This window comes from Cyanobium sp. T1G-Tous (assembly GCF_024345455.1).
GTDB lineage: Bacteria > Cyanobacteriota > Cyanobacteriia > PCC-6307 > Cyanobiaceae > Cyanobium_A.
In genome coordinates this window covers 1-23771 of sequence record NZ_JAGQBD010000026.1, presented here as the reverse complement: position 1 = coordinate 23771, position 23771 = coordinate 1, and the positions used below count along the sequence as shown (strand labels likewise).

Below are 23771 nucleotides of genomic sequence, written 5' to 3'. Positions count from 1 at the left end.
CGGGTGGGTTCAGCGCCCGCGTGGGCGACGATCCTCTGGATCGACTTCAATTTCAGGAAGATCCTCATCATCGGGCTCTTCACCCAGCTCATCCGGATTCAGCTGGGGAAGCCGAAGCCGGAGATACTTCTTCGGCCTTGTATCCCCGGGACTTTCGTCAGGGAAGACAAAACCTAGAGCAATGATGTGGTCATCAACAGCATCACCTTCAAGGCCATGAGTGATCGGTACGCGTGTTGCCTTGCCTGGCTTTGGTGGTGATTTCTCAGCGCCACAGGAATCCTTGTCCAGGATGTAGATCAGCAGCAGAGGGCACTGATTGGAACCAAGCTCCTCAGTGCGGCGTCGCTTCCTGCCAGACCAGTCGTGAGGTGCGAGTTCATTCCTGATAGCCTCCCTGGATTGATCAGGAAGATCCAGAAGGACATGATCCGCACTCATCAAGGCCTTGATGTAGATCGGATCCGGTGCGATCGGCTGCTCGATACGGCGGCGGCTGATGCGCTGCACATCAACGCCTCCGAATCTGATTGCTCGACGTTCTTTCCACACATCGGTTGATGACTCGCCCACAACAGCAACATTCCAAGTGCGGATATACTTTTCACCTTGGTCGACCTCATCGCTGATGAACGCAGGAATCGGCTTCATCGATTCCTTATGAAGGTCAAAACGGCTGAGGAAAAGGCGGACCATCTCATAAGGCACGTCACGGAACAACACAGTTCCATTTCGTTCAATCACCTCCGGAACTGAGCGGCCAGAACACTGCTCAAGGAACTGTTCCGTGGCACGGCGGTTGCCGTTATGAAACTCCCTCTCCGAAGGGAAACCGATCATCTGCTGGTGCTGTCCACGAAAGCTGATCCGGCAGTTGTCGATGTTCTCCATCACCAACTTGTTGCGCGCCGTGAGTGCCATTCCCGGCATCTGTGGCACGCGGATTGAGAACTCGCGTGGAGTGAGGTTCTGTTCACTCATCAGAGTGATGTCGGATCGGATCTCATTCTCGAGAACAACGAGATCCATGAAGGCAGCATTCAGATCAGGCGTCATCCAGATGCGGGGAAGATCGCTGTAGCCGAGGCGATATCCGAACCAGCGGCCCATCTGCATCAGCGTGTCGAACTGGGAGGATGCCCGCACAAAATAACTGACGGTGAGGCCTTCAATGGTCAGCCCACGGGCCAGAACATTGCCACCGATGACGATTGCATGGCGTTTCTTCTCATCTGCGAAATCAAGGAAGTCATCCGACTCACCATTTTCAACGATGGTGGTGATTGACTCCAGCGCAACTGGTATCTCGTGCTGGATTGCATCGAAGGATTCAATTTCAACAGGCAGCTGAGAATCCTGAAGAGACTGCCGCATTTCGGGGGTCAAGGCCGAGGATTCACTCACCCAGATGTCCCGAAAGCGCTCCAGCAAAACATCAGGCCGATCCTGAAGATCCGATCTAACTTTCTTGAGCCAGTCGGACTGAATCATACGACGGAGTTTGTTGTGGCAGGTTGCATACAACGTCGTATGGACGAGCATGCAGCAGGGCTTACCACCCAGCCCGCGTAGACGCATCACCGCAAGACAGAGCAGGAAGTAGTCAAGCGCTTCGCGGAGAGAAGACACCAGCAGCGGCTCGAATTCATCACGCTTGCTGCGGATTTCAGGTTTCAAAGCTGACTGTTCATCAGGATGAACAATCCTGATCATTGGTAAGCCCGAAGCATCTGAATCACCTGTGTCATCCACTGAATCCGGATGATCACCGAACAGCCTGTCGACACCGAAGTAGGCCTCGGGGCGTGGCAGCTTGATGATGAAGTCCGCTGGATAGAGATCCTGGGTTCCATCATGCCCGGATTCAGCAGTCAGAACGTTGGCGTACGGCGTTGCTGTATAACCGAGGTAAGTGACCTTTGCAAGAAGCTCAGAATCGAGCAGCCCACGGATCTGCTTATTGATGCGGCTGACAGAGTTCTTGTAGGCTTGGGTATTCAGGCTTGCCTGATCACACTCATCATCAACAATCAACGTCGGCATCCTGAGCCGTAGCTTCGAAGGCATTCCCTTCAAGGCTTCCGTGAGGCGGCGAAGAACGGCCGCGTTCTTCTTGATCACCATGATCTGTGTCTGACCTTCCGGCAGGGTCAGACCAAGCCCACGAGTCAGAGAGAAATCATGGCTGTGCTGAGTCAGCCAGATCCACTGCTCCCGATTGAGAGACGTGAGATCTTCGTCAAAGCGAATCTGCGTCTGCCGACGAAGGGATGTGGTCATCCCTGCCAAAACAATCACAAGCCGGTAGCCCGCATCAGCGGCTTTAGCGATCGTGGCCGCCATGTTCGCTGTCTTTCCACTCTGGACATATCCGAGAACAAGACCCTGCCGGCGCCCGATCGGCCCAGAAGGATTGAGAAGCTCGTTGACGATGAGCGTGGACGTGTTGTCAATCGAATCGATCGCGCCGCGCCAAGCAGGCTTGGACAAAAGGTGAGATTTGTATGCCTCCCATGAAGCACTGAGGGCATCGGGGCCGAGATACCAGCGATCCTTCTTTCGACGGAGAATCGATGCGGGCCTGAGCTCCTCAAGATGCCGGCTCTGCCCAGTCACTTCGATCAAGGCCGCCTGAAGCGAGGCCTCTTGGTCATCGCTGAATGGCACGCCCCAGCGCTGGCGGAAAAGCTCTTCGAGCTGATTCGGCAAACAGCCCTCCTGCTGCAGAAGCAGCCGCAGCTGGGTGGCAAACATCTGGACAGCGAAGGCATTGGTCATTGCGGTTTTAGCGTTGCTTGAGATCAGTCTTCAGCCACATAGGCACATCTGGATCGAAACTCGTGCGAATGACGAAATTGCAGAGTCATGGCGGCGATTCCCATGCTGTGATCGTGGATTGAAGTCTCTCAAGGAGCTTCTGCCTGAATGAATCCGGGCCAGTGAGAACAAGGCCAGCTCCAAAGCCGAGAAGCCAGTTCTGAAGATCGAAATCATCCACTGACCATGCAGGCAGCACCATTTGGAGTTCATAGGGATAATCTGAATTGCCGTGGACAGGAAGGCAATAGATCTGATCCATATGAGGCAATGATCCAGGCGGCTTCCATACGGTGGTGTGAGTCTCCCGCCCCCCAGACATTCGCAACTGGGGGAAAGGCAGACGGTCAGGCCCCTCGCGAATGAACTTCCAGGCTCTGTGATCAAGACGGCAACAGACAGTCAGGGTTCTGTCAGCTGACATCCATGAATTATTGGTCGACCATACGAGAGCCTGATCCTGATAACTGAGCTTGTTCGGAGGAAGACTAAAGGTCCTGTCAACCAGCCTGCACATACGCGAAAATGCCAGAGAAAATCTCTCCTCCTTCTGCTGTAAATGATCAACGCGAAGAAGCCTGAATCGATCCAGACGCAGGAATCTTATGGGGCCATCAGCCCGGCCGGGTTCTCTCTCCTCAGCGGCGAGATACCAGGCCCGTCTATGGAAAACAAATTGTAAAGGCAATACGAGTGCTGAATCACCCTGGTTCCCTGAAGAAGTTGATGATTGTTGACCATGAGATGCGAAGGTCTGGATACGAATCTCCTGCCTGCGCGAAATCGAAGCAGACAGCTCTCTGAAATCAGGCTCTCTGGAACGAACAGAGCCCTGCGGAGCAGTCTCGGGATTGACGATCGAACGCTCTGCAAGGGAGCTGAGTGCTTGTGCATTTCTCGGCGAGACATTCAAGGAAACCAAACGCTGCTCAATGGACTGCACCAGGGCCTGGGTCTGAGGGCTGTTGAGCAGAGGAGCACTGCTTGAAACAATCGACACAAGCTCCGAAAGATCCCCGAGGCTGATAACTGCAGAGCCCAGAAAGTGCCCCTTTCGAGCAGCGCGATTATCGACATAGGGCTTCACGCCGACTCTCAGATAATGCCTGACCGATGCCTCAGAGGTGGGTGTCCAGAGACTTCCCGGATACAGAGAAAGCCTCCCTGCCAGATATTGATTAAGTGATTCACCCTTGACCCAATCTCCCGGATTGAAAATCAGATGCCTGATGAGAACCATGAGCCTAGAGAACTCCTCCCAGCCGGCAAATGGATGTCTGAGAGGTGTTTGCCGCCCTAAAGGTGCTTCACAGAACAAAATTTCCGGAAAAGATTCAAAACCAGGATATTCACCAATAAAGCCAGACGAGTCAAGCCAACTCAGATCTTCAATAAGTTCATCCTCTCGAGATAAGAGACATCGACAATAGGCACCGGATCTGCCCAATTCAGACAGCTTTCTGACAACTTCCTCTATGCCGGTAGGAGCATGAACACGAATGTCACTGTCAAAAAGAGATTCACTACGGTAGAGCTCAGGATTTTTTAAGAAAGTACGTATCACGAACATCAACCGCTCAAAAGCAAACAAGGTGGAGTACCGATGCCTTATTTTAAGAGAGTTTCTATTGCTAGAATTTGTAATCATTGCCGGAAGAGCTTGTAGAATATTTGCGATCCGTTCATGAAGTCCATTAACCGCATCGTCCACCTCGACAAATGCGTCATACCCTTCATTGGGAGAGGGCCCACTCTCGAGGCTTGAACTATCGGAGCAGATATTCCAACAGACGCACCTCAGTTGGAAACTAAATAGCAAAATCTCCGAGAAAAGGAGCCGGAGGAACTTCTGACTATTTGGAAGCAAAATGACGAGACAACTTCCCTCAGACAACACCTCCGAACATTCAGATACAATCCGATCTTCATCTTGATGAGCATTAAAAGACTTGCCAACTCCTTCTGGGGTGGCTAAATCTGTATAATCGAGTAGATGGGATCCATGAATCATCTCACTAATCAAGGCACCAATCCGATGGAGAGAGTCATGTCTATCCCCAAGAACAAGATGAAGATGCTTCATCACAACGTTATCGGGTACGTACGCGAAAAACCATGTTCAAAGGAATGACCATCTAAAGAGGACCATTCGCGGCGCCCATTAGTGTGCTGACCGTGAGGCCAGGAAGTAAATCGGTAAAACAAATCTCTCTCCATCGCCATAATATCAGCTTGGAAGTTAAATGTAATATGCTGATACGATCGACCTGATGCAGATGCGATTTGCTCATAGGCTTGAAATCCGCGACCTCCATCCATCCAGAAGTGCGTAATATCACAATCTAAAACCATTTCGTTGCCTAAGCAGTCTTGCAAAAGATTCATAAAGTAAAAATCATCGTGGTGCGACATATATAATGCTGACCACGCGCAATAGCGGTCATGATAAACATCCGGGAAATCAAAAGGGCAGACAAAAACAACTTCAATCTGCAAGTCTCTGAGGTAGTCTAATCCTTCAGTCTTCTGCTTAATTCGGCTTAATGCTACTTCGACATTGTTAGGTCTCTCCAGCCTATTCCGACTATATGGATATTGCCCTATCAATACGATGGTTGAAATCTGGTGATTTGGAAGATACTTCAAATGCTCAAGAAAACGAGAGAACCCATCTAGATCTTGGTCTTGAGGAGGTTTTCCTGGGAAGGCATCAGCTTCACTAAATCCATACTTAAAAAGGGTATGTGACAGATACTTATCAAACAGAATTATCGTCTTATAAAACTGCGAAGGCAAATGCAATATCTCAATGTCGATCTTCTCAAGCAATTCATCTACAGCTAGATAATCTGTAAATGCTTCACTAAATCTTCCTTGCTGTACTAACATGCTGTGAAATGCATCTGAGGATCTACCCGAAGCAAAGCAAAGTTCGGAATACAATCCAGGTTCAACATTGAATTCAATAATGTCACCAGGATGGATCCATATCTGCTTCGAGTGTGCAGAGTTATATAAAAGAAAATCATTGTAATCCTTACATATAAGGCGACATGTACTAGATGGAGCGCCATAAATACGATCAAAGAAGTTCTTCCACAACCTAATCGTTTGGTGAGAGAAGAGCACCTCATCCGGCTCAACAAGATCATCATTCATGGTTACTCTCAAAAGGCCATTTATAATATTATCAAACGTCTCACTTCCTTCACTTGCAGAGTGAATTGTATAAGCCAGTCTTGGGTTTTCTAGATCTCTAATTATGCAGCGATGAGCATCAGCATCAAGATGGCGTATCGAGTCAAAAAAGCACGGGCCAAAAGCTACAATATTAAGCATCGTTAGAGCTCCATGCTTTCTTGAGCAAAAAAATCTTTTGGCCATCTAGTGAGCAAATCACCTGAATCTGTGAACTTCATTTGTTTGATCTTGGATATACCTTGATCACTCTGATAAACATAATAGATCTTCAAATCTGATGGATCAAGCCTACTCCCTTCTCTTAAGCGCCTTAAAATTCTCAACATAAGAACTTCACTATGGGTTTCAACCAACCACTGCTTTGAATTATCGGAACCTGAATTGGTTTGCGAGATAGCACTATTGATCAAGAGATCAGCTAAATTAGCCTGCATTGCAGGATGCAAATGCGTTTCCGGCTGCTGCACAACAATCAGATCCTTGTCAGGTATTTTTGAGGCGATTACCAAAGGCATCACTTGGGAAACACCAAATCCAAGGTCACAGATGTTGGTTATTTTTTTGTCACTCAAAATGCCGATGCTGCACTTATTTAGAAGCGGATCCGATGTATTAACTCTTACAATGTCATCCCCTCTTATGCCGAGGCAAGCCAGCTCCTTTAAATATTTATTTTGGTAGGCATCGGGGAATAAACTTTCTTTTTTGCTATCCCATTCAGGCAGATGTTGCAATTGTGTATCAGAATTAATCTCATCAATGCTGTACGATCTTTTAGGGGTTGGCCTGTCTGGGCCTAGATGTAGAACTCTTTCTTTTAGAATCTTGGGTGGAAGTATTTCGATTGACCTCAAGACTGGAATAAGTTTCCACATATTCTCGACTGTTAGTGAGCGAGAAGAAGGAGAGAGGAACTTATCTTTTTGCGCAGTTTTAAAAAATCGCTTAATATCCTTCATCAGGGCTTTTACATCTTCAATAGCAGGACGTTCTTTCTTTCCGCTATCAGCCACATAATCGAGATCATTTGCTTTACTGGCTATCATCCGTTGGCTTATCCTTGCCCGATCACTGAGAAGAGCTGTTAATACCAAGAAGGAGTCAATATCATTTAAACTACCGAACATGCTTTTCAGTTTATTGTAAATGTGTTTGCACTCATCTATCAAACTATTAAGCTCATCAAAGCTCAATCTATCGTTTTTGATTTCCACATGAAGCCCGATTTTTGATTGTGTTGATGTCAAAAGCTTGAATGAATCTACTAAACATGCAATAGATTCATCGGCATGCTGAAAAAGCCTGGTCAGGTACTGTGACAACAATATTTCACGCTCCTGATTGTTATCAGATTCTATTTTCTTGCCGTTTCTAGTTATTGGATTAGACATTATTTTTCTTATCTCTTCGATTGACATCTCGATTATCTGGCAGATTTTGATTAACCTTTGGCTGTACTCTCCTAAGTCGGTCATAAGAGATGATCCAAGGCTTGTTGTATCATCCATTTTATTTTGGATATCCGTTGTCAAGGCTAGAATTTGATTTTTGATCGCAATACAATTACTATCATCTTCAATCGACTCGAACAACTCTTCTACCGATTGATCTAGGACAGGAATTGCGCCCCATGACGCTTTACATTCATCGCCAAGTGAATACTTAATTGTACGAAATCTGCGTGAGCATTCTTCAACACAAGAGTAGTATTCGCCAAGTTTATTGTGTAAACCCCCGATTTTATGGACTAAATCCAAGTTAGAAAAATATTCACCTTCAAGATAAGGCATTGAAGGAGGGAAGATAAGCGCAGTAAAAGTATTTTTTGATAAATCCAAATCTTTTACAATTAGCCAAGCGCCAATGCTAAGAGAGGCGCAGCAAAGCAAGTTGAGATCATGACAATTTCCAAAGATTGTATATCCAGATTCTTTTCTTGCTCCCTGATTATTGTCGCTTTGTTGAGCACTTGTTTCCCGCAAGCACTGCTTTAAATCCTCTGCTATGAATCCAATCATCTCGATGCATGTAGACATCCAATCGCCATCAATATCTTCAAGGCAGTGAGGTTCTTTGGTACCAGGCATCGGCTTGTTTGCTAGCAACCATGCATGTTGCATGTCCGGATCACTATCTTTGAAGCAATTGATCTGAGGTAGTATGAGCTGAATTCTGCTGATGTCAAGAACGCCGGGGGTCGAGCTTTTGCTGAAAAAAGATCTAATCTGTATTTGAAGATTTAGACGAAAATCAACGTTTTTTATTATATCGTTTCTTCCTTTCTCGATGGAAAATGAGCTTCTTGAAGCCGTAAATGAACTGCTTGACTTAAGAACTATTTCTTTTTTCTTGTCTCCGATTTTTCTATTGAGAACGGAATCGAACGTGCCACACTCAACAAATTCCCCGTTTAGGCTCAGTGAGCATGTTGAGCTCTCTGACGATTGAGCAGCGCATAGGAAGCTTTGAATAAATGAGCTTTTCCCGCTCGAATTGGGGCCGTAGATGAGAGTTATTTTCCCCAGCTCAATGCTCTGAAGATCTGCATATGGCTTGAAGTTCTCGATTCCGAACTCAAAATTTTTATTTTCAGCGTCTGCCACGCGAGGGATGGAGCTCTCAATTCACCTTTTCTAGCAACCCCTCTGCAAGGGGGCAACAAGTTCATGCGAACGACGGAGCGCTGGCCCCCCGTCATTCGCATGACTCCAGGGCCCGAGCCGGCTGCTGCCAACAAAGCTCGGGAGAGCTCTTGAAAAAACCTTGCATCACACTTTCCCCCAGCGCCCTCGGCCTGGAGCCGAGAGAGAACCCCTACTGCCATGTGACATGGCTGGCCTCCTACCTCGCGGGTGAGCGCCACTGCCTATTCAGCCTGCAGCAGCAGATCATGTTCTGCACTCCACGTTCAACGGGAATACCCGGAGATTGGGTGACACGTCACGAAAGGCTGGTACAGGCCATTGCCATGCGCCACAGCCGGAACGGCCGAGCAGTGGCTCTCGAGCAGGAGAACGGCTTCCGCGCCAAGAGCCGCAACGGCATCACTCTCCACGGCAATGTGACGTTGTGGTGGCTGAAAGCCCATCAGAGCCTGGTTTGATCGCCGATGCGAAGACCGGAAGGCCTCGTGGAAAGGACAGAGCGCAGGTACTCACATACATGGCACTGGCACCATGGATGAAGGAACTGGGGGGAATCACTCGCCCACCGGCAGGAGAGATCGTCTACGCCGACGGCGCTGTTGAAAGGATCCCTGCGGATGAAGCGGATGAGCTTTTCCGTAAGCAGATCTCGACCCTGATTGAACTGGCCAGCGGCCCCGAGCCGGACCCTCACCATCGGAAAACGAGTGCAGGTTCTGCAAGCTTGCGGATATCTGCGTGCACAGAGAGATGGCATCAGCTGAGCCAAGCGAGGTGGCCTGGCTGTGACCAGATGACTTAGCAAGCCGATCCGTCATTCGCATGACTTTCCTCAGAGCAGCTGGCGGACGAGGCCATCGTGGGAATAGCGACCGAAAACTGCATGGAACCCAACACACCGAACACGCCTCAGGAACTGCTCGCTCTCCACGCCGAGAGAGTGAAACACGAAGCCAGCGTGAAGCTGATGGAGGCTCAGAATACGATCGCAGGCCTGAAGCTGGGGCCGATCGAGGAAATGTATCTGCTGCTGGGCCTTGTTTGTCGTCAGGCGGACTGGCACCACTTCGTGATGAAGGAGATTCTCGACGACCTGGCACCGGAAGGCGAAGCGGTTGCGGTCTGGAGTGCGGATCTCCAGCGTCTTGAGCAGAGCCTGTCGCTGCTGACCAACGCGAGGTTCGGCGAATGACTGACAGCAGCACTCCCGGATCCCTGTACTTCATCACCGAGCGGGATCCATTCGGCGATCCCAACGGCAGCTACGTGAAGATCGGTCTAGTCCGCGAGAACGAAACCGGCCGCTCCAGCTTCGACCGTCTGCTCGAGCATCAGACCGGCAATCCCAGGATTCTGGTGGTTGCCGACTCGCTCACCACCACGGCACCGATCTCCGAGCTTGAAGCATCGGTGCACCAACAACTGGCCCGCCACCGCGTCAGTGGCGAGTGGTTCCGCGCCGGGGGCGAGGGCATTCGCCCCTTTGTGGACGTAGCCGAAGCGATTCGCAGAGAGCTGGAACATCTCCACACCCACTCGTCCGCGCTGGAGACTCTTGCCGCCACCGAGGACACCGGAGAGGAACTGCTGCTGGATAGCGAGGCGAATGATATGCACCACGAGATGGTGGGGGTGGTGCGCGCCATCAAGGAACGCAAACAGAAACTCAATCGAGTGGCTTTGGAGCTTCAGTCGCTCGGGGGCACAGAAACATCAGACATTGAGGGCATCTGCGGCCACCATTACACGAACGCTGGCCGCCGTTTCGATTCCAGTGGATTCGCCCAGGCTTACCCAGATCTGATCTCAGAACTGGGATCAAGCCGGATCAAGTCGCGATTCAGCCTGCGCCAGGCGCCGACGCTGACACCGTCTGCCGACATGGAACTCCTCAAGGAGCTCTGCGCAGCGCAGAGCATCGCCGGATCAAAACCGCTGAAGCTTGCTCGCTCCTCCCGGGCCGAGGCCCTCCACGCCGACTGGATCGAGCTGCACAGTGGCCTGCATCCTTTGAAGCAGAAGGAGGATCTGTTGGAGGCTCGGATGAAGCTGCTCTGCGGACCCGCCGCTGCCGTCAAAGGCATTTGCAGCTGGAAACGAACCACCATCCGCACCATCTCGCAGAAGGAGCTGCTCCCCAGCCACCAAGAGCTGGTGGACGCCTTCACCAAGCCAACCGCCTCGAGCTGGAGTTTCAAGGTGAACCCATGGCGGCCCTATCGGTTCTGATCAGCCTCACGACCACAGGAGTAATGACCCGCATCGTGATCCAGTGGCACCTGACGCTTTCTTCGTTGTAGCTGAGGTTGTGCAGGCTGTCGTCAGTAGGCCTGATGCGCTGGGATCTCCCCCTGCACCCCACCCCTCGGCATCTCACAATCCCCCTGCCGCTGGGGAATAAGATGCAAATGCGCATGAAACACCCTCTGCCCCGCCGGCTCCCCTGAATTCAGCCCCCCTCTTGCGTTGAGCAAACCAGCCCAGCCGCTGATCGATGCGTCCTGGGCTCGGCATCGAGGCCGGTGTCACCGTCTGTCAGGAAGCTCTCCAACCGCTGATCGATCAGCTGTTGATCGACGTCTGTGAGCTCAGGGCCGATCTGCTCGGCGGCAATCGAGTCCCAGAGGGTCTGGACCAGCTCCAGCCGCTGTACCAAAGGCAAGGTCAGAAGGTCATTAACCACAGGCCGTGCCGGCAAAACCGGGTGGCTGGGACCTCTCAACCGTAGCGGGGCCGTTGGGGCTGGTTGCCAACGAGCCGTCAAACACCCACCTAAATCCCTCGTCCAGTCCTCGCGCTGCGTCAAGGATCGGGCCATGCGCCCCGTTGGGGCGTCCTTGTCACATCCCTGCGGCTGGTCGTTGGGGGTGGGGTTCTCTGCCGTCCCCAGATGGCTGCCCCGCTTTCCCGCTCTGCCCTCCGTGCCCGCGATGCCCTTGTGCTCCAGCACCTCTCCCTGGCTGATGCCGTTGCCTCAGCTGCAGCCCGCCGCTTCTTCCCTTTGGTCGAGCGGGAGGATCTGATCCAGGTAGCTAGAGAAGCCCTGCTTCGTTCAGTGCTGCGCTGCAAAGCAGGTGAGCCGGCTGAGCCCTATCTGCGCCGCTGCATCTCAGGTGCCCTGCAGCATCACCTGCGCGATCGGGTGCGGCTGGTGCGCATCCCACGCCGGCTGCATGAGCAGGGTCAGTGCCCCCTGGGTCACATCAGCCTTGATGGCCACGCCGCTGGCGAGCCGTGCCTGCTCGATCAGCTGGCGGCCCCAGAGCAAGAAGCAGCCGGGCCCGCTGATGATCTAGCGCTGGAGCAGCTTGTAGATCAGCTGCCTGCAGCTCAAGCCACGGCCCTGCGGCTCACCATCCTTGAGGGTCTCTCGCTCCGGCAGGCAGCAGAGCAGCTGCAAATCAGCGCCATGTCGGTGCAGCGGGCCCAGAAGAAGGCTCTTGAGGCTCTGCGGCTGCAGCTGGGGGCCTAGTGCCCACCCGCCTGGCGCGGAGCCAGGCGCACCTGATCCGTGCGCGCCCCTACCGATTGCTCTGCCGCACTAGCAACGAATCGCCAATGGCTTTCTACGGTGCAGCGATGGCCCCAGACCTCAGGCACCCTGCCACCGGCGATTTGATTGTGTTGGCAGGTGATGAGCAGCTTTGGCGGATCGGCTGGCCTGGTGCGCCGGTCCTGGTCGTCACCAAGAACGGACCAGACGGCAAGGCCCTCTATCGGTTGGCTGATCCCAAATGCAAAACCTGGAACAAGGTGGGGGACATGAAGCTGGTTCCCTGGCCAGAAGCAGGCAGCTGAGCCAATCCAACCCAAGCCACCCCACCAGGAGTAGAACGGCTGTACTGCCGCCTTTGCTGGTTTGATCTTGGCCGACCTACCCATTGGCGAGCCTGTGCCCTTCTGCCCGGGCTCGTTGGGTGAGGGCTTGGATCTCCAGGCCGCCCTGATTCCCAACCCGGTTTGCACCTTCTACATGCGGGCCAGCGGCAATGGCATGCGCCAGCACGGGATCAACGACGGCGACCTGATGGTGATCGACCGCAGCGTTGAACCCTGCTCCGGCCATGTCGTTGTCGTTGCCCACCAGGGCAGCTTTTTAATGCGGCCGCTGCTACGTCAGGGGCAGCAGTGGTTACTTGAGCCGGTGCGGCCAGGAGAAGCTGCAATTCCACTGGACCTGGAGGTCTTTGATCGCTCAGGGCTATTTGGCGTAGTGGTGCATGCGGTGCATCACCTTGGCAAGCCACGCTTGCGCAAGGTCTGATCCGTGCTGCCTTGACCTGACCTGTGCAGAAGCCTCGCTCTGGCTGGGTCGGCTTCCGGTGGGGCTTACTCCGGGTCCTCTCCATTGTGCTTCCTTCCTGCGTCAGTACGCCTCTGGGATCGGTCCCATCGCTGCGCCACACCTGGCGCCGAATCCCATGGCATCACTAGCGGCCCAGTCAAAGTTCTGCCGGCCAGAAGAAGATCCCTTCCTGCTGCTTGATCGCGCCTCGCGCTCCATCGAGCAGCTGCTGCGCCGTGATCTGCCGCTGCGCCGCACCTGGAGCGAGCAGCCCTATGGAGAAGAGGAAATCACCCTCCTAGAAGAGGAGGTGCTGCCTGCCATTGCTCAGTGCCTGGCACGAATCGATGCGATCGATTCAGCTCTCAGCGCTGCTGGAGAAGAGCTCTATCGCCAAGAGGTATTGGCAGCTGCTCAGAAGCGCCGCGTTCTGCTCCCTGGGGAGGTGGCGCTTTTCTGAGCTCATGCAGGCCGCCATATCGGCGGCCTGCTTTATGTCTTTCCCCGCCAAGTGGACCTATCGGTGTTGGTCTAAAGGGCGCACCTCTCGGTGCAGTTCTACTGAGCGCACCTGGCGGCACTGGTTTACAGAGCGCACCTGCCGGTGCGACAGAGCCTGGAGGAGAAGGGTTTGGTACGCGCAGGGAACTTCAGTGTGCGCAGGTGGCGCAAGGGCTACGCGAGCGGCTAACGCCGCCCTTGCCCTCACCGGCGCGGTCACTTCAAGTCCTTTGCGCCCTATCCAATGGCCGCATCACCAAAGTCACGCAGCAAGAGCTCAGGTCCCTCGCCAGAAGAAGCGCTGGTTCGTGATCTCATCGAGCTCCTAGAAGCGGGCAGCACTCCATGGCGCAAGCCCTGGGATTGCCCCACCGGCGGTGTTCACATCAATCTGCTCACAGGCCGTGCCTACCGCGGCAGCAATCCAATCCTTTTGGAGCTCGGCATGGCCATGCGTGGCGCCGATCTGCCCTTCTGGTGCGGCTTTGCTGAGGCCAAGAAGTTGGGCATCTTCCCCCGCAAAGGCTCAAAGTCCGTCCGCATCCTGCGGCCGCAGCTGCACTCCAGCGAGAAGGAAGCATCCAATGGCGAGAAGGTGCTGCACAGCTGGGCCAGCTACCGCCCCGTGCCGGTATTCAATGCCGGCGATCTCGAGGGTGATGCCTTGGCGGGCTTGATCGCCGCACGCATGCCATCCACAGAGGCCCGGCCAGCGATCGAGCCGATCGTCCGTGCCGAGCACGTTCTCTCTGCTTGGCCGGTGCCAGCCAGCTGGGGTGGTGAGCGGGCTTTTTATTCCACCAGCTCCGATCGCATCCAGCTGCCGCTGCGCGAAAGCTTCCACGGGGCCGCAGCTCTCTATGCCACCTGGGGCCATGAGGCCATTCACTCCACCGGCCACGAGTCGCGGCTTAAGCGGGATCAATCCGGCGCCTTTGGCTCCAGCAGCTATGCCCGAGAAGAGCTTGTGGCCGAGCTGGGCAGCGTTCTGCTGGGGCAGCGGCTGCAGATCGGCTGTGAGCTCACCAATCACGCCGCCTATCTCCAGAGCTGGATATCAGTGCTGCGCGAATCCCCCAAGGTGTTGCTGCAGGTGATCAGCGCAGCTCGGCAGGCGGTTGATCTGATCTGCCCAGAGCCAGAAGCTCCAGCCGGCTAGGCCGGTTTCATGGGCCTCTGGCCCCTTCCCCAGCTGGGCACTAATGAGTGGCAGACACCGGGTGCCTGAAATACAGGTGCTTTTTCTTGCCAGGCAGCAGGACCGCATCCCTTGAGTCGTTCTCACCGCGCCCCTACTGCATAGAGGCAGGACTCAGCCCCGCTTGCTTTGGTTGATCCCGGCCGTAGCAGCCGGCAGGCGGAGAGGACCAGCATCTTTGGGCTTGGGGCACTGCTGGTAATTCGTCGAGCACCCCTTGCAGGTTGCCCTCACTTGCTCGCAGACGGAAAGGGCTACGCAAGTGGCTACGCCACCCTTGCCAGCTGCTGCGCCGTGGGGCGTGACCTGGGGGTTCCTCGCCAAAATTTTCATGGCAGCTCCCCAAGGCCCCGTCTGCAATATCCGCCTGCTGATCGTCCACCGCTACGCGCCCGGTATCAAAAAGAGCGGCGCTATGCCCTGCACCGTTGAGCACTTCGGGAGGCGCGGTAAGCCCGTCAAGAAGATGCGGCTAATCCCTGCTGAAAAAGCATTTGCCTTTGCCCGCAAGTTCCAGGGCCTCCCCGGCGTCACCGTCTCGGTCTGCTAATCCCACCAGGGGGCCATAGGCCCCCTTCTATTGGGGTGCTGGCTGGTGGCAGGACTAGCGGGTAGAGGAGCAAAAGAGAGCGGGAAACAGTCCAGAGCAGCGGGCTTTCTTGCTCCACCCGCTCCCGCCTGGTTGGGGTTCCGCGGCGTTTGTCCCCGCTGAAAAACCGTGCAATCCGGGCAAGCCGGGCACTTACCGGTGGGGCAACAGAGCGCCAGGGGATTCCACCGCTCCCGCCTGGTCGGGTTCCATTGCCCCTTCTGCCCGCTTGCCAACTGGAAGTAGAGCAGCTGCCTGCCTGCTCCAGCCGCTCGCTCCCGCTCGGGCATTCCGCAAAGGCCCGTGTCCGCTGCCGCACCGCTAGGTGCGCTGAGCAAAACCGCCCATTCAGTTCAGCAGCTGGGTGGAGGGGGCCCATCGGCTCTGCAAAACCGCTCTCCAGTTTTCCCCGCTTCTCGGGGTGTCAGGTGCGCGTTCTTTGCATCACAGCGATGTTCCCGCTCTCCACCACCATGCAGTCCCTCATCGATGCTTGGGAAGAAGCACAAGCTTCCGGTCAATGGCAGGAGCCACAGCCCGAGCCTGCCTATCCAGCAGCCTGGTGGCTAACCCAGCTGGAAGAAGAGCCCCAAGAGCTTGAGCCTCCCCTGCGCTGGTCCGTCTAGTGCCGGCCAGCCGGCGGTCTTGGAGGCCGCCGGTAATCATTGGCATCAAACAAAAAACCCCGAGGCAATACCTAGGGGGCAAAAACAAAAGGCCTAAAGAAGCTCAGAAGCAGAAGGGCAGGAACTGGGTACGGCAGGCGGCGTAGCCATCCACCAAGGCGCCGAGGCCTATTTGATGGGCGATGCCAAAGCCGGTGAGGCCTTCCACCACGATGCCGGTGACGATGCCAACCATGGCGGCGCGGCCGTTAAACAGTTCAACTTGCTTGAGCTGCTCCATGAGGGTCAGCTGTTCCGCGCTGTTATTAAGCGCTGGGTCGTTAGAAGGAGTGTTGGTCATGGCTTTTGGTGGCGGAACAGTTGCTGGCAAGCAGAAGAAGCAAGAGCTAGAAGCTCAATCGGCAAGATCCGGCTGATTGAGAGCACCAACAATCCAGGCACCGATAAGAACGATGGTGATTGCGGAAATCATCAAACCCTCTTAGCCAGGTCCGTAGGCCGGCTCAGCACGTAGATCGTCATTGCCGAGAGCACAACGGTGATCAGAGCAACGACCGAGATTGCAGCGGTGTAATCAGTTTCCATGACGTTCAACCCAGACCGATTTGGGAAAGGATGCCCTGGCCGGTGAGCAGCTCGGTGCCAAGACCGATCACAAAACCAAGCATTGCCAGACGGCCATTCCAGGTTTCGGCGAAAGCGACAAACCCGAAGCGAGAAGCGGACTCAGTCATGATTGTGACGAAGTGTTAAAGCCAATGTAACAGGTTGTGAACATGCGGTGCAAGGGGCGCCCCGCTCTGGCCTGCTCGGCTACCAGCGACGCTTTCTGTCTGCTCCCACTGACAGGAGCAGCAGCCGCCAGCCGTCACCAGCAGGGTTGATGCATAGCGCTTTGCCGCAGTCATTGGCGCCCGCTTGATCTCCAAGACAATTGATCATTCAGACCGCAGGCATCTCGCGCTAGCAGCAGAGCTGGTTTCAGGTGAGCAGCAGTCCATGCAGCAGGACCTTGACTACCGGCTTTTGGAATCCACCTACCGTCAATCAGCTGAATACGCAGCGATGGTTCAGCGCTACCCGCTGCCACGTGGCTGGATCACCGCTTGCGAGTCTTCTGAGCTGGTGGGCCATCCACCTTCGGTGGGCGATGAGCAACAGGCGGCATAAGTTCGCCGAGCCGCTACAGCACCAGCGCCCCCAAGGCTTGAGAACTGGAGTTGTGGGAGTTCTGCCGGTGATCAAGGCGAAAGGAGGACCGCCACCGGAGGTGCTGCCCCCGCCCCTGAAAGGGACTAGTAGTTACCCCTCAGCTGAATCCTGAGCAGCGAGGGGATCTGGAAGCCCCTGGGTGATCGCCAAGGCTCGTTTGTAAATGGCACTTGAGGTTGCACCGGCAGCCTCCATGGCGATGCGCATGTTCTGCCAGTAGTGCAGTGTTTTGTCTTGCGTCATAGGAGCTGCTGCGGTGTCAGGCGCAAGCGGCCGCTCTGCCTCGGCGCCGGCCCAGCGGTTCGATCCACTCGTTGAGCACAAGCTTGTGCTGGACAAGACGACTTGGCAGGCGGCATCCAAGGTTGATCTGCCCCTCGTCTACCAAGCGTCCCAGCCGTAGCGCGAGGGCTTCCTCGTGGCGGGCAAAGGCACCTTGGTGGGAGGCAACCCAGGAGATCTCATGTTCCGTGATCACACCGCTAGAGATTGACTCCAGAAAGACTTCCCCGACTGTCATGAGAGCTGTGTAACGACTTCGTTACATGCTGTCGCGCCCGGCCTCGCTGCGTGGCTCGAGCGGGCTCTGGGGCTGGCTAAGGCAGTGGGCTGACTAGAGCACGCCAGTCCTTGCAGAAGCGTTGGGGCTCAGTAATTGGAGGCTTTATCCGCTCCTTGCACTTCCGCTGCGTTGTGGTGCTCCAGCCAGGCATTCAGCAGGTCGCTTTTTGTCACCCGATAGCCCAGCTGGCGGGCGGTGCGTAGGAGCTCCTGGCGGCTATGGCACTGGCCCAGGACCTGCTGGAGCGCCGGGCTGCTTTCTGCATCAGCCACCAACCGCTCCAGATCAGACCAGCTCATCTACTCAAAGCAGAGATGGGTTCAAGCTCGCGTGAACTGGTGCCTGCTGCCAGGTTCCCTGAGGCACATTGCAGCGCATTGATGCCTTGGTGCAGCGTTGCGATCGCTGGACCGATCTGCTGAGAGCACACCAACCCAGTAGCAAGCCCTCAGCTCGCAGTCTTGAGGGCAGCCACCTCTGCGTTGAGGGCCTGCAGCTCATCTAAAAGCGCGCTTACGAGCTTGTCGATATAGCCCTTATTGGTCAGGTCACTGGCCGCAACAGGCGGGTTAGCTGCTGCAGGACAAGAGCCAAAGGTCACCTGGCCGCTGCTGTTCTCAATTCGCCAGGCCGATCTAGATGACGGCAGCTGGCAGCGAAAGAAGGTCCCGTCGTAGTACAGGTAGACGTCACGGCCATTGAAGGTTGAAACACCGCCGCTATTGGCAAAGCGCAGCGGGCCGTTCATCACATCACCAGCCTTATTGACGTAGGTGGTTGCCATCGCAGCACTGAGCACGCCATCGGCCGTCATGCTCAGCCCAGCACCCACCTTGATGCCGCCCAACACCTTGGCTGTCGCTATGGGCAGGACATAAAGGGAGGAGGGCACAAACACCTTGGCGTCAGTGCCCAACCTGGCGCTGTTGCCGGCATCAGCCGACACCGCGCTCGGGCCAGCAGGGCCCTGCAGGTTGGCAGCAAGCGACCAGGCCACCGCTCAGCTCAGGGTGTACACATTGCCGCTGTCCTTATCCAGGTACAAATCACCTGGAATAGCGCCAGGGATATCTTCTGCAGGGGCGCCGCTGCCGTTGAACCAGCCCGTACCGCGCATTCCCTGGACGCCGGCTGGTCCTTCTACGCCTTGAGCGCCAGCAGGGCCTATTTCTCCTTGAACGCCAGCAACGCCAGCCGGGCCCTCAATTCCCTGTGGTCCCTGGATCGAGCCGCCATTCACCCAGGTGCTGCTGGCGAGGTCCCACACCTGAAAGGAGTCATCGGCCTGAACGATGTAGGCATCGCCCTGGGCTGCATCCGCTGGCAGCTCCGTTTCTGTTGCCACCTGGCCCTTAAAGGTGATGCCCAAACCCGCAGCACCCTGGATGCCCTGCTGGCCTTGAACACCATCAGGACCAATTGGACCCTGGATACCAGCGTCACCTTGTGGTCCTTGGACGCCTTGAACGCCATCAGCGCCAGCAAGGCCTTGCACGCCTTGGGCGCCCTGAATGCCTTGCTCACCCTGCGGACCTTTAAGAGAGCCGCCTGCTACCCAAGCCATGGTCATGCGGGCCAGCAGCCCGGTGTAACTACAGCAGCTATTGCCGTATCTCACCGCTAGCAGCTAGCAGCTAGCCGCAGCCGCGTTCAGCAAAGCTGCAGGGAGCACAGGCAGGGACGCTGAGCAAGCTGACTGGACTAGAGCGACCCGTAGGGGATCTTGCGCATGGCGCGTACGGGTGAAATAAATATCTTGGGCATCCAAGAAAACAAACCACTATCCATGCTCAATACATAGCAATCGCGCGTATCTCTCTCTGATGATGTCCAATGAATTATTGGTATAAATGCTTCCGCGCCACCCCACTGAAAGGCAGGGTTTAAGCACTGGGCTGGCACGTATGGGGGGAACAGATAGTCACGCCTTGGTACTGCGTATGGGTTGATCCCATCTCCATAGGCTGGATCAGCTACGTTCGGCGTAGCTGTTGGCTTGAGATGGAAGTAGGCAATCTCCAGCTCATAGTGCGCTGGCATGTACCAGTCGTCGTAGCCGTTGATATTTAATGCCGCACACCACTGGGCAGCAGGGTGAACACCATTTTGGATCATCCACTCGGTGTTCGCCCAGCCGTCATGCCTGCTGCCACAACCACCGCTTGGCCCATAGTCCCTATAGGTCGGGTTATAAGCCTGCGGGTAAACCTCGGGCATGCCGGTATTAGAGCCGCCAGTAGCGCCCGCATCACGCGGCGCGACGATTAGGTAATGGGTGGGGTTGCCATCAGCCGTATGGCTAATCAACCCAGCAAAGTAGCCGCCACCGATCGGTGCGCCGATTTCTGGAATAACAGGAGCAAGCGGCTCAATGCCAAGCGGCACCCAGGTCCCCTGATTTGCCATATAGGCATGGGGAACGCCAGCAAGCACTTGGAAATCACTTGTAGCTGCAGGGCCTTGCGGCCCCGCTGCACCAGTAGGGCCCATGACGCCTTGCACTCCTGCTGGACCGGGATTTCCTGCAGGGCCTTGCGGTCCCTGGGGGCCTTGAGCGCCTTGGCTGCCTTGCACGCCGGGCGCTCCTTGAGGGCCCTGGGGACCTTGAGGGCCAAGGGGACCTTGATCTCCTTGCGGGCCAGCAGGGCCCTCAGCACCAGGCTCGCCAACTGCCCCTGCTGCCCCAGGTGGTCCAGCAGGGCCTGGTGCTCCTGCCGCTCCTTGTGCACCAGCAGCACCAGCCGGCCCGGCAAGGTTGAGCGCTTCTATCCAGCTCATTGACCCGCGCCAGAGGTGGCGCTGTCTTGGCTTATGGCTGAATCAAGGGAGCGGGCCTCAAGGTTTGGATCCAGCTCAGCCATGGCAGTAGCGGGAGCAGAAGCCACTGCCAAAACAGCAAGGTTTCCCCAGCGTCCTTCTGCTGCTAGGTAGTACTGCGGCACTCCTGCATCAACGCGGAACTCGGTATTACAGGCAGCGCCAGCTGGCCCTGCTTCTCCAGTAGGGCCAGCTTCGCCAGGAGGTCCAGCGACGCCAGGGGGTCCATCAAGGCCAGCAGGGCCAGGCTCTCCAGGTGGACCATCTATGCCAGCAGGACCAACATCTCCAGCTAGGCCGGCAACACCTGCAGGGCCACTTTCACCAGCTGGGCCAGCTGGTCCAGCAGGACCCTGCGGCCCTGCTGGGCCTACTTCACCTGCAGGGCCATTTTCTCCAGCCGGGCCAGCAGCACCTGGTTCTCCACTTGCTCCAGCAGCACCTGCAGGACCTGTTGGACCAACAAGGTTCAAGCTCTGGTTCCAGGGCATCAATCAGCTGCAACGTTGCGTAGCGCACCCCTTGGTGCGACCTACTCGCTATTGCCGATCAACCCTCCAGCACATAAAAGTTGCCGCTGAGGTTGTCCAGGTAGTAGTCACCGGGATTAGCACCACTGATCGTCAGAGGCGGTGGTCCAGCGCCGTTAAACCAAACCGTTCCACTGCTGCCGCCTAGCGGCATGGCCCAGCTGCCATCAGCGCACAGGAACAAGGAGCTCGAGCCATCGCTGGCTGGCACACCACCAGCACTGCTGCCTCCACTCCATGGCGTGAGGCTCCACTGCTGGGTTGTACTGCCGTCGTAAGCAGCGCCACTTAGGCCAGCTCCAGGGATCAAGGGCAGCACGGTGCCAGGAGCTGGGTTGGGACCAGGACCTGGTGCAGGTGCTGGTGGTTCCGGTGACCAGATCGAGCAGCCCGCCAAGCTCACCAGCAGGGAGGCAGTTATGCCGCTGCCGGTGAGCTCTGCTTTGACCAGGTACTGGTCGCGGCTGGTGTAGCCGTGCTGGAGCCGGCCGTTGCCGTCGCTGCCCACGGGCCAGGGCAGGGTCTCGGCCGTGCCGTCGCCCCAGTCCACCGTCACCGCATTGGGAGGCGTGGTGTGTGGGTTGAGCAACAGCTCGATCGGGATTAGGCCGCCCGACTCCGGGTCAGCAGGCTGCCAGCTCAGCTCGAATTCCGCAGCTGGAATCGGCGCACGTCCAAACCCCAGCTGCTCCCAGCGCAGCACCTCATTGGGCGGCACCCACACCGCCTCACCAGGACAGCCAGCAGGTGGCAGCAGGCGGATCAGCTGCGCGCTGATGCCACCACTGCTGATCGCAACGCTGGTGCGCATGGCAATGGTCATTAGATGGCAGGGAGCAGAGGGAGGAGCCCCCAGATCAACAGCTATTGCCGATGCGCGCGCAGCTGGACGCATTGCTCGAGCAACGAAGGCAGCTCTACCTGCACCACATCCCAGACGATCTCCAAATCAATTCCGAGGTAGCCATGGATCAGCTGATTGCGCATGGCCACGATCTGCCTCCATGCGATTGACGGGTAGGCGTCACGTACGTCCTGCGGAATACGTGTCGCCGCTTCTCCTATTAATTCGATATTGCGCAATACGGCATCTTGAACAAGGCGATTGGCATCGAAATCGTCTTGGCTGAGCTCTGCGCAATAGCTGATTGCACGGCGTGCGAACTCTTCCATGTCATTGAGATAGAGCTGCCAGTCCCGCTGGCTGCGCCGCTCAGATGGTGATGGCATCGGCTTCCACCATCGGTCGCAGCTCTTGGCGTAGGGCCTTTTCGCTCACCAGGTCAACTGGGCTGCCAAGCAAATCCTCCAGAAAAAACTGCAAGCCAAAGAAGTGCCTGGCGCTGGCAGGGTTTTCAAACTCCACCAGCACATCCACATCGCTTTCAGGCTGAGCTGAGCCCCGTGCCCAAGATCCAAATAAACGCAGACGGCGCACACCAAAACGCTCCTGCATCTGGGGGCTGTGCTCGCGGATGCGTTTAATCAACTCTTGCGTGCTGGCGGTCATGGCAAAAGCCAGTCAGCAGAACCATCACTTAACTGTAAGCAGCCAGCCTGCACAACAGTTGATGGCTGAAGGCAGCTGAGCGCGACCGTCTGATGAAAAACCCAGCGCGCACCAAGCGGCGCTGATTCGCATGGCGCCCCTAATGGGACCTAATGGTGTGACGGGCCATCCAACAAATCAACCGGTAGCTGCGCCAGTGCCGTGGCCTGCTCCACCAGCTCCGCCTTGGTCTGGCTGCCATCGAGCTCGACGCCATAGACGCTGGAGCAGTGCTCAAGGATCTGCGCTTTGGTCATGGCCTGGAATTCAGGCGCTGCTACTGGCGCAGGGGCTGCATCTGGCTTGGGCTCAGCTGCTGGTTCGGGCTCTGGTTCCCATTGCGCTTCTGGCACTTCCGCTGGTTCAACAGCAGGCAATGGCTGAGCTACTTGTTCTGGCTCTGGCGCGAGCGGAGCGATCAAATCGATCGCACCGGAAGGTGCGTCTGGCAGATCAGCACCGGGAGTAGGTGCATCCGGTAGATCTGATCCAGCCTCTTGCAGCTGCCAGCCCAGGCTTTGCCAGCCGCCTAGGTGTACCGGCCATATAAAGCGGTGCTCTGCTCCAGCATTGATCCGCACCATTCCCTCCGGAATGGCTGGATCACTTAGGTCATGGCGCACAGGAGTCACCATCAAGCAGGAATGGTGGCCGTAAGTCCCACGTGCATCCCCTCTGGGGTCTCGGGGCTCACCTCTGCTTTGGCAAAGCAGACCGCTGGCAAATCCACATCCGCTAAATCAGCAGCATTGAGCTGGATGTCACGTCCACTGATGAACGCCTCCACCCGCCCCCCTTCTGCTGGTAGCGCAACGGTTGCTGCAACCACCCAGCTACCGGTTGTGCCATCACGGAGCACAGGCGCAAAGGAAACCTGAATTTCAACAGCAGCAGCAGAGCCTGGGTTACTTGCTACTACTGAGAAGCGTGATGCCGCATCGAGCTTGGTTGTAAGCAGCACCTCTTCTCCAGAGAGGAAGGTGCGCTCCAAGTTGCGTATTGCGCTGCGGTTGGTCCAGCCCACCAGCGTGGTCTCCGCATCAAGCAAGGGATTGCCGTTCATGGCTCAGTTAGCAGGGGTGATGTTGAAGAGGCGCCCAGCAGCGCGGCTTTGCAGCACGGCAAAGCCCACGTACCAATCGACGCGGGTGCGAAACACCGGGGCATCAGGTACCTCGCCCAGGTCCCGCACCGAAATGCCATAGCGACCCTGGAAGGGGCCCTGCAAACCGGTGACGC

31 protein-coding genes are annotated in these 23771 nt (G+C 56.0%); 11 read left to right on the top strand and 20 right to left on the bottom strand.

What is annotated here, in order from left to right; all coding sequences use genetic code 11:
- Positions 1-9 precede the first annotated feature (9 nt).
- The 4 genes from KBY75_RS13080 to KBY75_RS15395 all read right to left on the bottom strand — a co-directional run bounded on the left by KBY75_RS13080 (position 10) and on the right by KBY75_RS15395 (position 8621).
- Positions 10-2778 carry a Z1 domain-containing protein gene (locus KBY75_RS13080; RefSeq protein WP_255024217.1) on the bottom strand — a complete coding sequence of 923 codons (2769 nt, stop codon included), beginning with the start codon at positions 2776-2778 and terminating at the stop codon, positions 10-12.
- Positions 2779-2863: 85 nt separating this feature from the next.
- Complete coding sequence (locus tag KBY75_RS13075; RefSeq protein ID WP_255024216.1) at positions 2864-4900, bottom strand: WYL domain-containing protein; 2037 nt, start codon at positions 4898-4900, stop codon at positions 2864-2866.
- Positions 4900-6156, bottom strand: coding sequence for a hypothetical protein (locus tag KBY75_RS13070; RefSeq protein WP_255024215.1), 1257 nt, complete (start codon positions 6154-6156; stop codon positions 4900-4902). The genes KBY75_RS13075 and KBY75_RS13070 overlap by 1 nt, the downstream gene beginning before the upstream one ends.
- Before the next feature lie 2 nt (positions 6157-6158).
- Complete coding sequence (locus tag KBY75_RS15395; protein ID WP_255024214.1) at positions 6159-8621, bottom strand: AAA family ATPase; 2463 nt, start codon at positions 8619-8621, stop codon at positions 6159-6161.
- Between the two features lie 221 nt (positions 8622-8842).
- Between KBY75_RS15395 and KBY75_RS13060 the strand changes: the two genes are divergently transcribed.
- The 3 genes from KBY75_RS13060 (at position 8843) to KBY75_RS13050 (ending at position 10892) form a co-directional block, all read left to right on the top strand.
- A complete protein-coding gene (locus KBY75_RS13060) occupies positions 8843-9121 on the top strand; it encodes a hypothetical protein (protein ID WP_255024213.1) in 279 nt (92 codons plus the stop codon).
- A 482-nt stretch (positions 9122-9603) separates the two neighbouring features.
- Positions 9604-9855 carry a hypothetical protein gene (locus tag KBY75_RS13055; protein WP_255024212.1) on the top strand — a complete coding sequence of 84 codons (252 nt, stop codon included), beginning with the start codon at positions 9604-9606 and terminating at the stop codon, positions 9853-9855.
- Positions 9852-10892 (top strand): hypothetical protein, encoded by a 1041-nt coding sequence (locus KBY75_RS13050; protein WP_255024211.1) that lies wholly within the window; start codon positions 9852-9854, stop codon positions 10890-10892. Before KBY75_RS13055 ends, KBY75_RS13050 begins: the two co-directional genes overlap by 4 nt.
- A 220-nt stretch (positions 10893-11112) precedes the next feature.
- Here the strand turns inward: KBY75_RS13050 and KBY75_RS13045 are convergent, their stop codons facing one another.
- Complete coding sequence (locus KBY75_RS13045; protein WP_255024210.1) at positions 11113-11325, bottom strand: addiction module protein; 213 nt, start codon at positions 11323-11325, stop codon at positions 11113-11115.
- Positions 11326-11553: 228 nt separating this feature from the next.
- Here KBY75_RS13045 and KBY75_RS13040 point away from each other — a divergent pair, with 228 nt between their 5' ends.
- The 7 genes from KBY75_RS13040 to KBY75_RS13010 all read left to right on the top strand — a co-directional run bounded on the left by KBY75_RS13040 (position 11554) and on the right by KBY75_RS13010 (position 15862).
- Positions 11554-12135, top strand: coding sequence for a sigma-70 family RNA polymerase sigma factor (locus KBY75_RS13040; protein WP_255024209.1), 582 nt, complete (start codon positions 11554-11556; stop codon positions 12133-12135).
- 86 nt (positions 12136-12221) lie between these two features.
- Complete coding sequence (locus KBY75_RS13035; RefSeq protein WP_255024208.1) at positions 12222-12461, top strand: hypothetical protein; 240 nt, start codon at positions 12222-12224, stop codon at positions 12459-12461.
- Positions 12462-12528: 67 nt separating this feature from the next.
- Positions 12529-12927, top strand: a complete 399-nt coding sequence (locus KBY75_RS13030; protein WP_255024207.1) for a LexA family transcriptional regulator — start codon at positions 12529-12531, stop codon at positions 12925-12927.
- Positions 12928-13084: 157 nt separating this feature from the next.
- Positions 13085-13408 (top strand): hypothetical protein, encoded by a 324-nt coding sequence (locus KBY75_RS13025; protein ID WP_255024206.1) that lies wholly within the window; start codon positions 13085-13087, stop codon positions 13406-13408.
- A 285-nt stretch (positions 13409-13693) separates the two neighbouring features.
- Positions 13694-14608: an ArdC family protein gene (locus KBY75_RS13020; RefSeq protein ID WP_255024205.1), complete on the top strand. Its 915-nt coding sequence runs from the start codon at positions 13694-13696 to the stop codon at positions 14606-14608.
- 316 nt (positions 14609-14924) lie between these two features.
- A complete protein-coding gene (locus tag KBY75_RS13015; protein WP_255024204.1) occupies positions 14925-15197 on the top strand; it encodes a hypothetical protein in 273 nt (90 codons plus the stop codon).
- A 512-nt stretch (positions 15198-15709) separates the two neighbouring features.
- Positions 15710-15862: a hypothetical protein gene (locus KBY75_RS13010; protein ID WP_255024203.1), complete on the top strand. Its 153-nt coding sequence runs from the start codon at positions 15710-15712 to the stop codon at positions 15860-15862.
- Between the two features lie 103 nt (positions 15863-15965).
- Here the strand turns inward: KBY75_RS13010 and KBY75_RS13005 are convergent, their stop codons facing one another.
- Positions 15966-16202 carry a chlorophyll a/b-binding protein gene (locus tag KBY75_RS13005; protein WP_255024202.1) on the bottom strand — a complete coding sequence of 79 codons (237 nt, stop codon included), beginning with the start codon at positions 16200-16202 and terminating at the stop codon, positions 15966-15968.
- Between the two features lie 250 nt (positions 16203-16452).
- Positions 16453-16596 carry a chlorophyll a/b-binding protein gene (locus KBY75_RS13000; RefSeq protein ID WP_094560385.1) on the bottom strand — a complete coding sequence of 48 codons (144 nt, stop codon included), beginning with the start codon at positions 16594-16596 and terminating at the stop codon, positions 16453-16455.
- A 265-nt stretch (positions 16597-16861) separates the two neighbouring features.
- Between KBY75_RS13000 and KBY75_RS12995 the strand changes: the two genes are divergently transcribed.
- Positions 16862-17032: a hypothetical protein gene (locus KBY75_RS12995; RefSeq protein WP_255021282.1), complete on the top strand. Its 171-nt coding sequence runs from the start codon at positions 16862-16864 to the stop codon at positions 17030-17032.
- A 132-nt stretch (positions 17033-17164) separates the two neighbouring features.
- Here KBY75_RS12995 and KBY75_RS12990 read toward each other — a convergent pair whose 3' ends face one another.
- The 13 genes from KBY75_RS12990 to KBY75_RS12930 all read right to left on the bottom strand — a co-directional run bounded on the left by KBY75_RS12990 (position 17165) and on the right by KBY75_RS12930 (position 23595).
- Complete coding sequence (locus tag KBY75_RS12990; RefSeq protein ID WP_254937204.1) at positions 17165-17317, bottom strand: hypothetical protein; 153 nt, start codon at positions 17315-17317, stop codon at positions 17165-17167.
- Positions 17318-17333: 16 nt separating this feature from the next.
- Positions 17334-17594: a hypothetical protein gene (locus tag KBY75_RS12985; RefSeq protein ID WP_255024201.1), complete on the bottom strand. Its 261-nt coding sequence runs from the start codon at positions 17592-17594 to the stop codon at positions 17334-17336.
- A gap of 128 nt (positions 17595-17722) precedes the next feature.
- Positions 17723-17935: a Nif11-like leader peptide family natural product precursor gene (locus KBY75_RS12980; protein WP_254937206.1), complete on the bottom strand. Its 213-nt coding sequence runs from the start codon at positions 17933-17935 to the stop codon at positions 17723-17725.
- Between the two features lie 149 nt (positions 17936-18084).
- Positions 18085-18633: a hypothetical protein gene (locus tag KBY75_RS12975; protein WP_255024200.1), complete on the bottom strand. Its 549-nt coding sequence runs from the start codon at positions 18631-18633 to the stop codon at positions 18085-18087.
- A gap of 3 nt (positions 18634-18636) precedes the next feature.
- Positions 18637-19254 carry a hypothetical protein gene (locus KBY75_RS12970; protein WP_255024199.1) on the bottom strand — a complete coding sequence of 206 codons (618 nt, stop codon included), beginning with the start codon at positions 19252-19254 and terminating at the stop codon, positions 18637-18639.
- A gap of 83 nt (positions 19255-19337) precedes the next feature.
- Positions 19338-20021, bottom strand: coding sequence for a hypothetical protein (locus tag KBY75_RS12965; protein WP_255024198.1), 684 nt, complete (start codon positions 20019-20021; stop codon positions 19338-19340).
- A complete protein-coding gene (locus tag KBY75_RS12960; protein WP_255024230.1) occupies positions 19940-20389 on the bottom strand; it encodes a hypothetical protein in 450 nt (149 codons plus the stop codon). Before KBY75_RS12960 ends, KBY75_RS12965 begins: the two co-directional genes overlap by 82 nt.
- 170 nt (positions 20390-20559) lie before the next feature.
- Positions 20560-20718, bottom strand: coding sequence for a hypothetical protein (locus tag KBY75_RS12955; protein ID WP_255024197.1), 159 nt, complete (start codon positions 20716-20718; stop codon positions 20560-20562).
- 284 nt (positions 20719-21002) lie between these two features.
- The gene (locus KBY75_RS12950) at positions 21003-21794 is read right to left on the bottom strand and encodes a hypothetical protein (protein WP_255024196.1); all 792 of its coding nucleotides are present in this window, start codon (positions 21792-21794) and stop codon (positions 21003-21005) included.
- A 53-nt stretch (positions 21795-21847) separates the two neighbouring features.
- Entirely contained in the window at positions 21848-22213 is a 366-nt protein-coding gene (locus KBY75_RS12945) for a DUF86 domain-containing protein (protein ID WP_255021190.1), read from the bottom strand.
- On the bottom strand, positions 22197-22493 hold the full coding sequence (locus KBY75_RS12940) for a nucleotidyltransferase family protein (RefSeq protein ID WP_255020198.1): 297 nt from the start codon (positions 22491-22493) through the stop codon (positions 22197-22199). The genes KBY75_RS12945 and KBY75_RS12940 overlap by 17 nt, the downstream gene beginning before the upstream one ends.
- Before the next feature lie 149 nt (positions 22494-22642).
- Positions 22643-23167, bottom strand: a complete 525-nt coding sequence (locus KBY75_RS12935; RefSeq protein ID WP_255024195.1) for a hypothetical protein — start codon at positions 23165-23167, stop codon at positions 22643-22645.
- Positions 23167-23595, bottom strand: coding sequence for a hypothetical protein (locus KBY75_RS12930; RefSeq protein ID WP_254993316.1), 429 nt, complete (start codon positions 23593-23595; stop codon positions 23167-23169). The genes KBY75_RS12935 and KBY75_RS12930 overlap by 1 nt, the downstream gene beginning before the upstream one ends.
- Positions 23596-23771 lie beyond the last annotated feature (176 nt).

Bases quoted from the DNA above. Each gene is read 5' to 3' on its own strand.
- KBY75_RS13040 (WP_255024209.1), top strand. From the start codon at position 11,554: ATGGCTGCCCCGCTTTCCCGCTCTGCCCTCCGTGCCCGCGATGCCCTT.
- KBY75_RS12930 (WP_254993316.1), bottom strand. From the start codon at position 23,595: ATGAACGGCAATCCCTTGCTTGATGCGGAGACCACGCTGGTGGGCTGG.
- KBY75_RS12955 (WP_255024197.1), bottom strand. From the start codon at position 20,718: ATGGTCCACCTGGAGAGCCTGGCCCTGCTGGCCTTGATGGACCCCCTG.
- KBY75_RS13020 (WP_255024205.1), top strand. From the start codon at position 13,694: ATGGCCGCATCACCAAAGTCACGCAGCAAGAGCTCAGGTCCCTCGCCA.
- KBY75_RS13050 (WP_255024211.1), top strand. From the start codon at position 9,852: ATGACTGACAGCAGCACTCCCGGATCCCTGTACTTCATCACCGAGCGG.
- KBY75_RS12945 (WP_255021190.1), bottom strand. From the start codon at position 22,213: ATGCCATCACCATCTGAGCGGCGCAGCCAGCGGGACTGGCAGCTCTAT.
- KBY75_RS13035 (WP_255024208.1), top strand. From the start codon at position 12,222: ATGGCTTTCTACGGTGCAGCGATGGCCCCAGACCTCAGGCACCCTGCC.
- KBY75_RS13010 (WP_255024203.1), top strand. From the start codon at position 15,710: ATGCAGTCCCTCATCGATGCTTGGGAAGAAGCACAAGCTTCCGGTCAA.
- KBY75_RS12980 (WP_254937206.1), bottom strand. From the start codon at position 17,935: ATGAGCTGGTCTGATCTGGAGCGGTTGGTGGCTGATGCAGAAAGCAGC.
- KBY75_RS12940 (WP_255020198.1), bottom strand. From the start codon at position 22,493: ATGACCGCCAGCACGCAAGAGTTGATTAAACGCATCCGCGAGCACAGC.
- KBY75_RS13075 (WP_255024216.1), bottom strand. From the start codon at position 4,900: ATGAAGCATCTTCATCTTGTTCTTGGGGATAGACATGACTCTCTCCAT.
- KBY75_RS13005 (WP_255024202.1), bottom strand. From the start codon at position 16,202: ATGACCAACACTCCTTCTAACGACCCAGCGCTTAATAACAGCGCGGAA.
- KBY75_RS13025 (WP_255024206.1), top strand. From the start codon at position 13,085: ATGGCATCACTAGCGGCCCAGTCAAAGTTCTGCCGGCCAGAAGAAGAT.
- KBY75_RS13080 (WP_255024217.1), bottom strand. From the start codon at position 2,778: ATGACCAATGCCTTCGCTGTCCAGATGTTTGCCACCCAGCTGCGGCTG.
- KBY75_RS12935 (WP_255024195.1), bottom strand. From the start codon at position 23,167: ATGGTGACTCCTGTGCGCCATGACCTAAGTGATCCAGCCATTCCGGAG.
- KBY75_RS13000 (WP_094560385.1), bottom strand. From the start codon at position 16,596: ATGACTGAGTCCGCTTCTCGCTTCGGGTTTGTCGCTTTCGCCGAAACC.
- KBY75_RS12985 (WP_255024201.1), bottom strand. From the start codon at position 17,594: ATGACAGTCGGGGAAGTCTTTCTGGAGTCAATCTCTAGCGGTGTGATC.
- KBY75_RS12990 (WP_254937204.1), bottom strand. From the start codon at position 17,317: ATGACGCAAGACAAAACACTGCACTACTGGCAGAACATGCGCATCGCC.
- KBY75_RS12995 (WP_255021282.1), top strand. From the start codon at position 16,862: ATGCAGCAGGACCTTGACTACCGGCTTTTGGAATCCACCTACCGTCAA.
- KBY75_RS12950 (WP_255024196.1), bottom strand. From the start codon at position 21,794: ATGCGCACCAGCGTTGCGATCAGCAGTGGTGGCATCAGCGCGCAGCTG.
- KBY75_RS13070 (WP_255024215.1), bottom strand. From the start codon at position 6,156: ATGCTTAATATTGTAGCTTTTGGCCCGTGCTTTTTTGACTCGATACGC.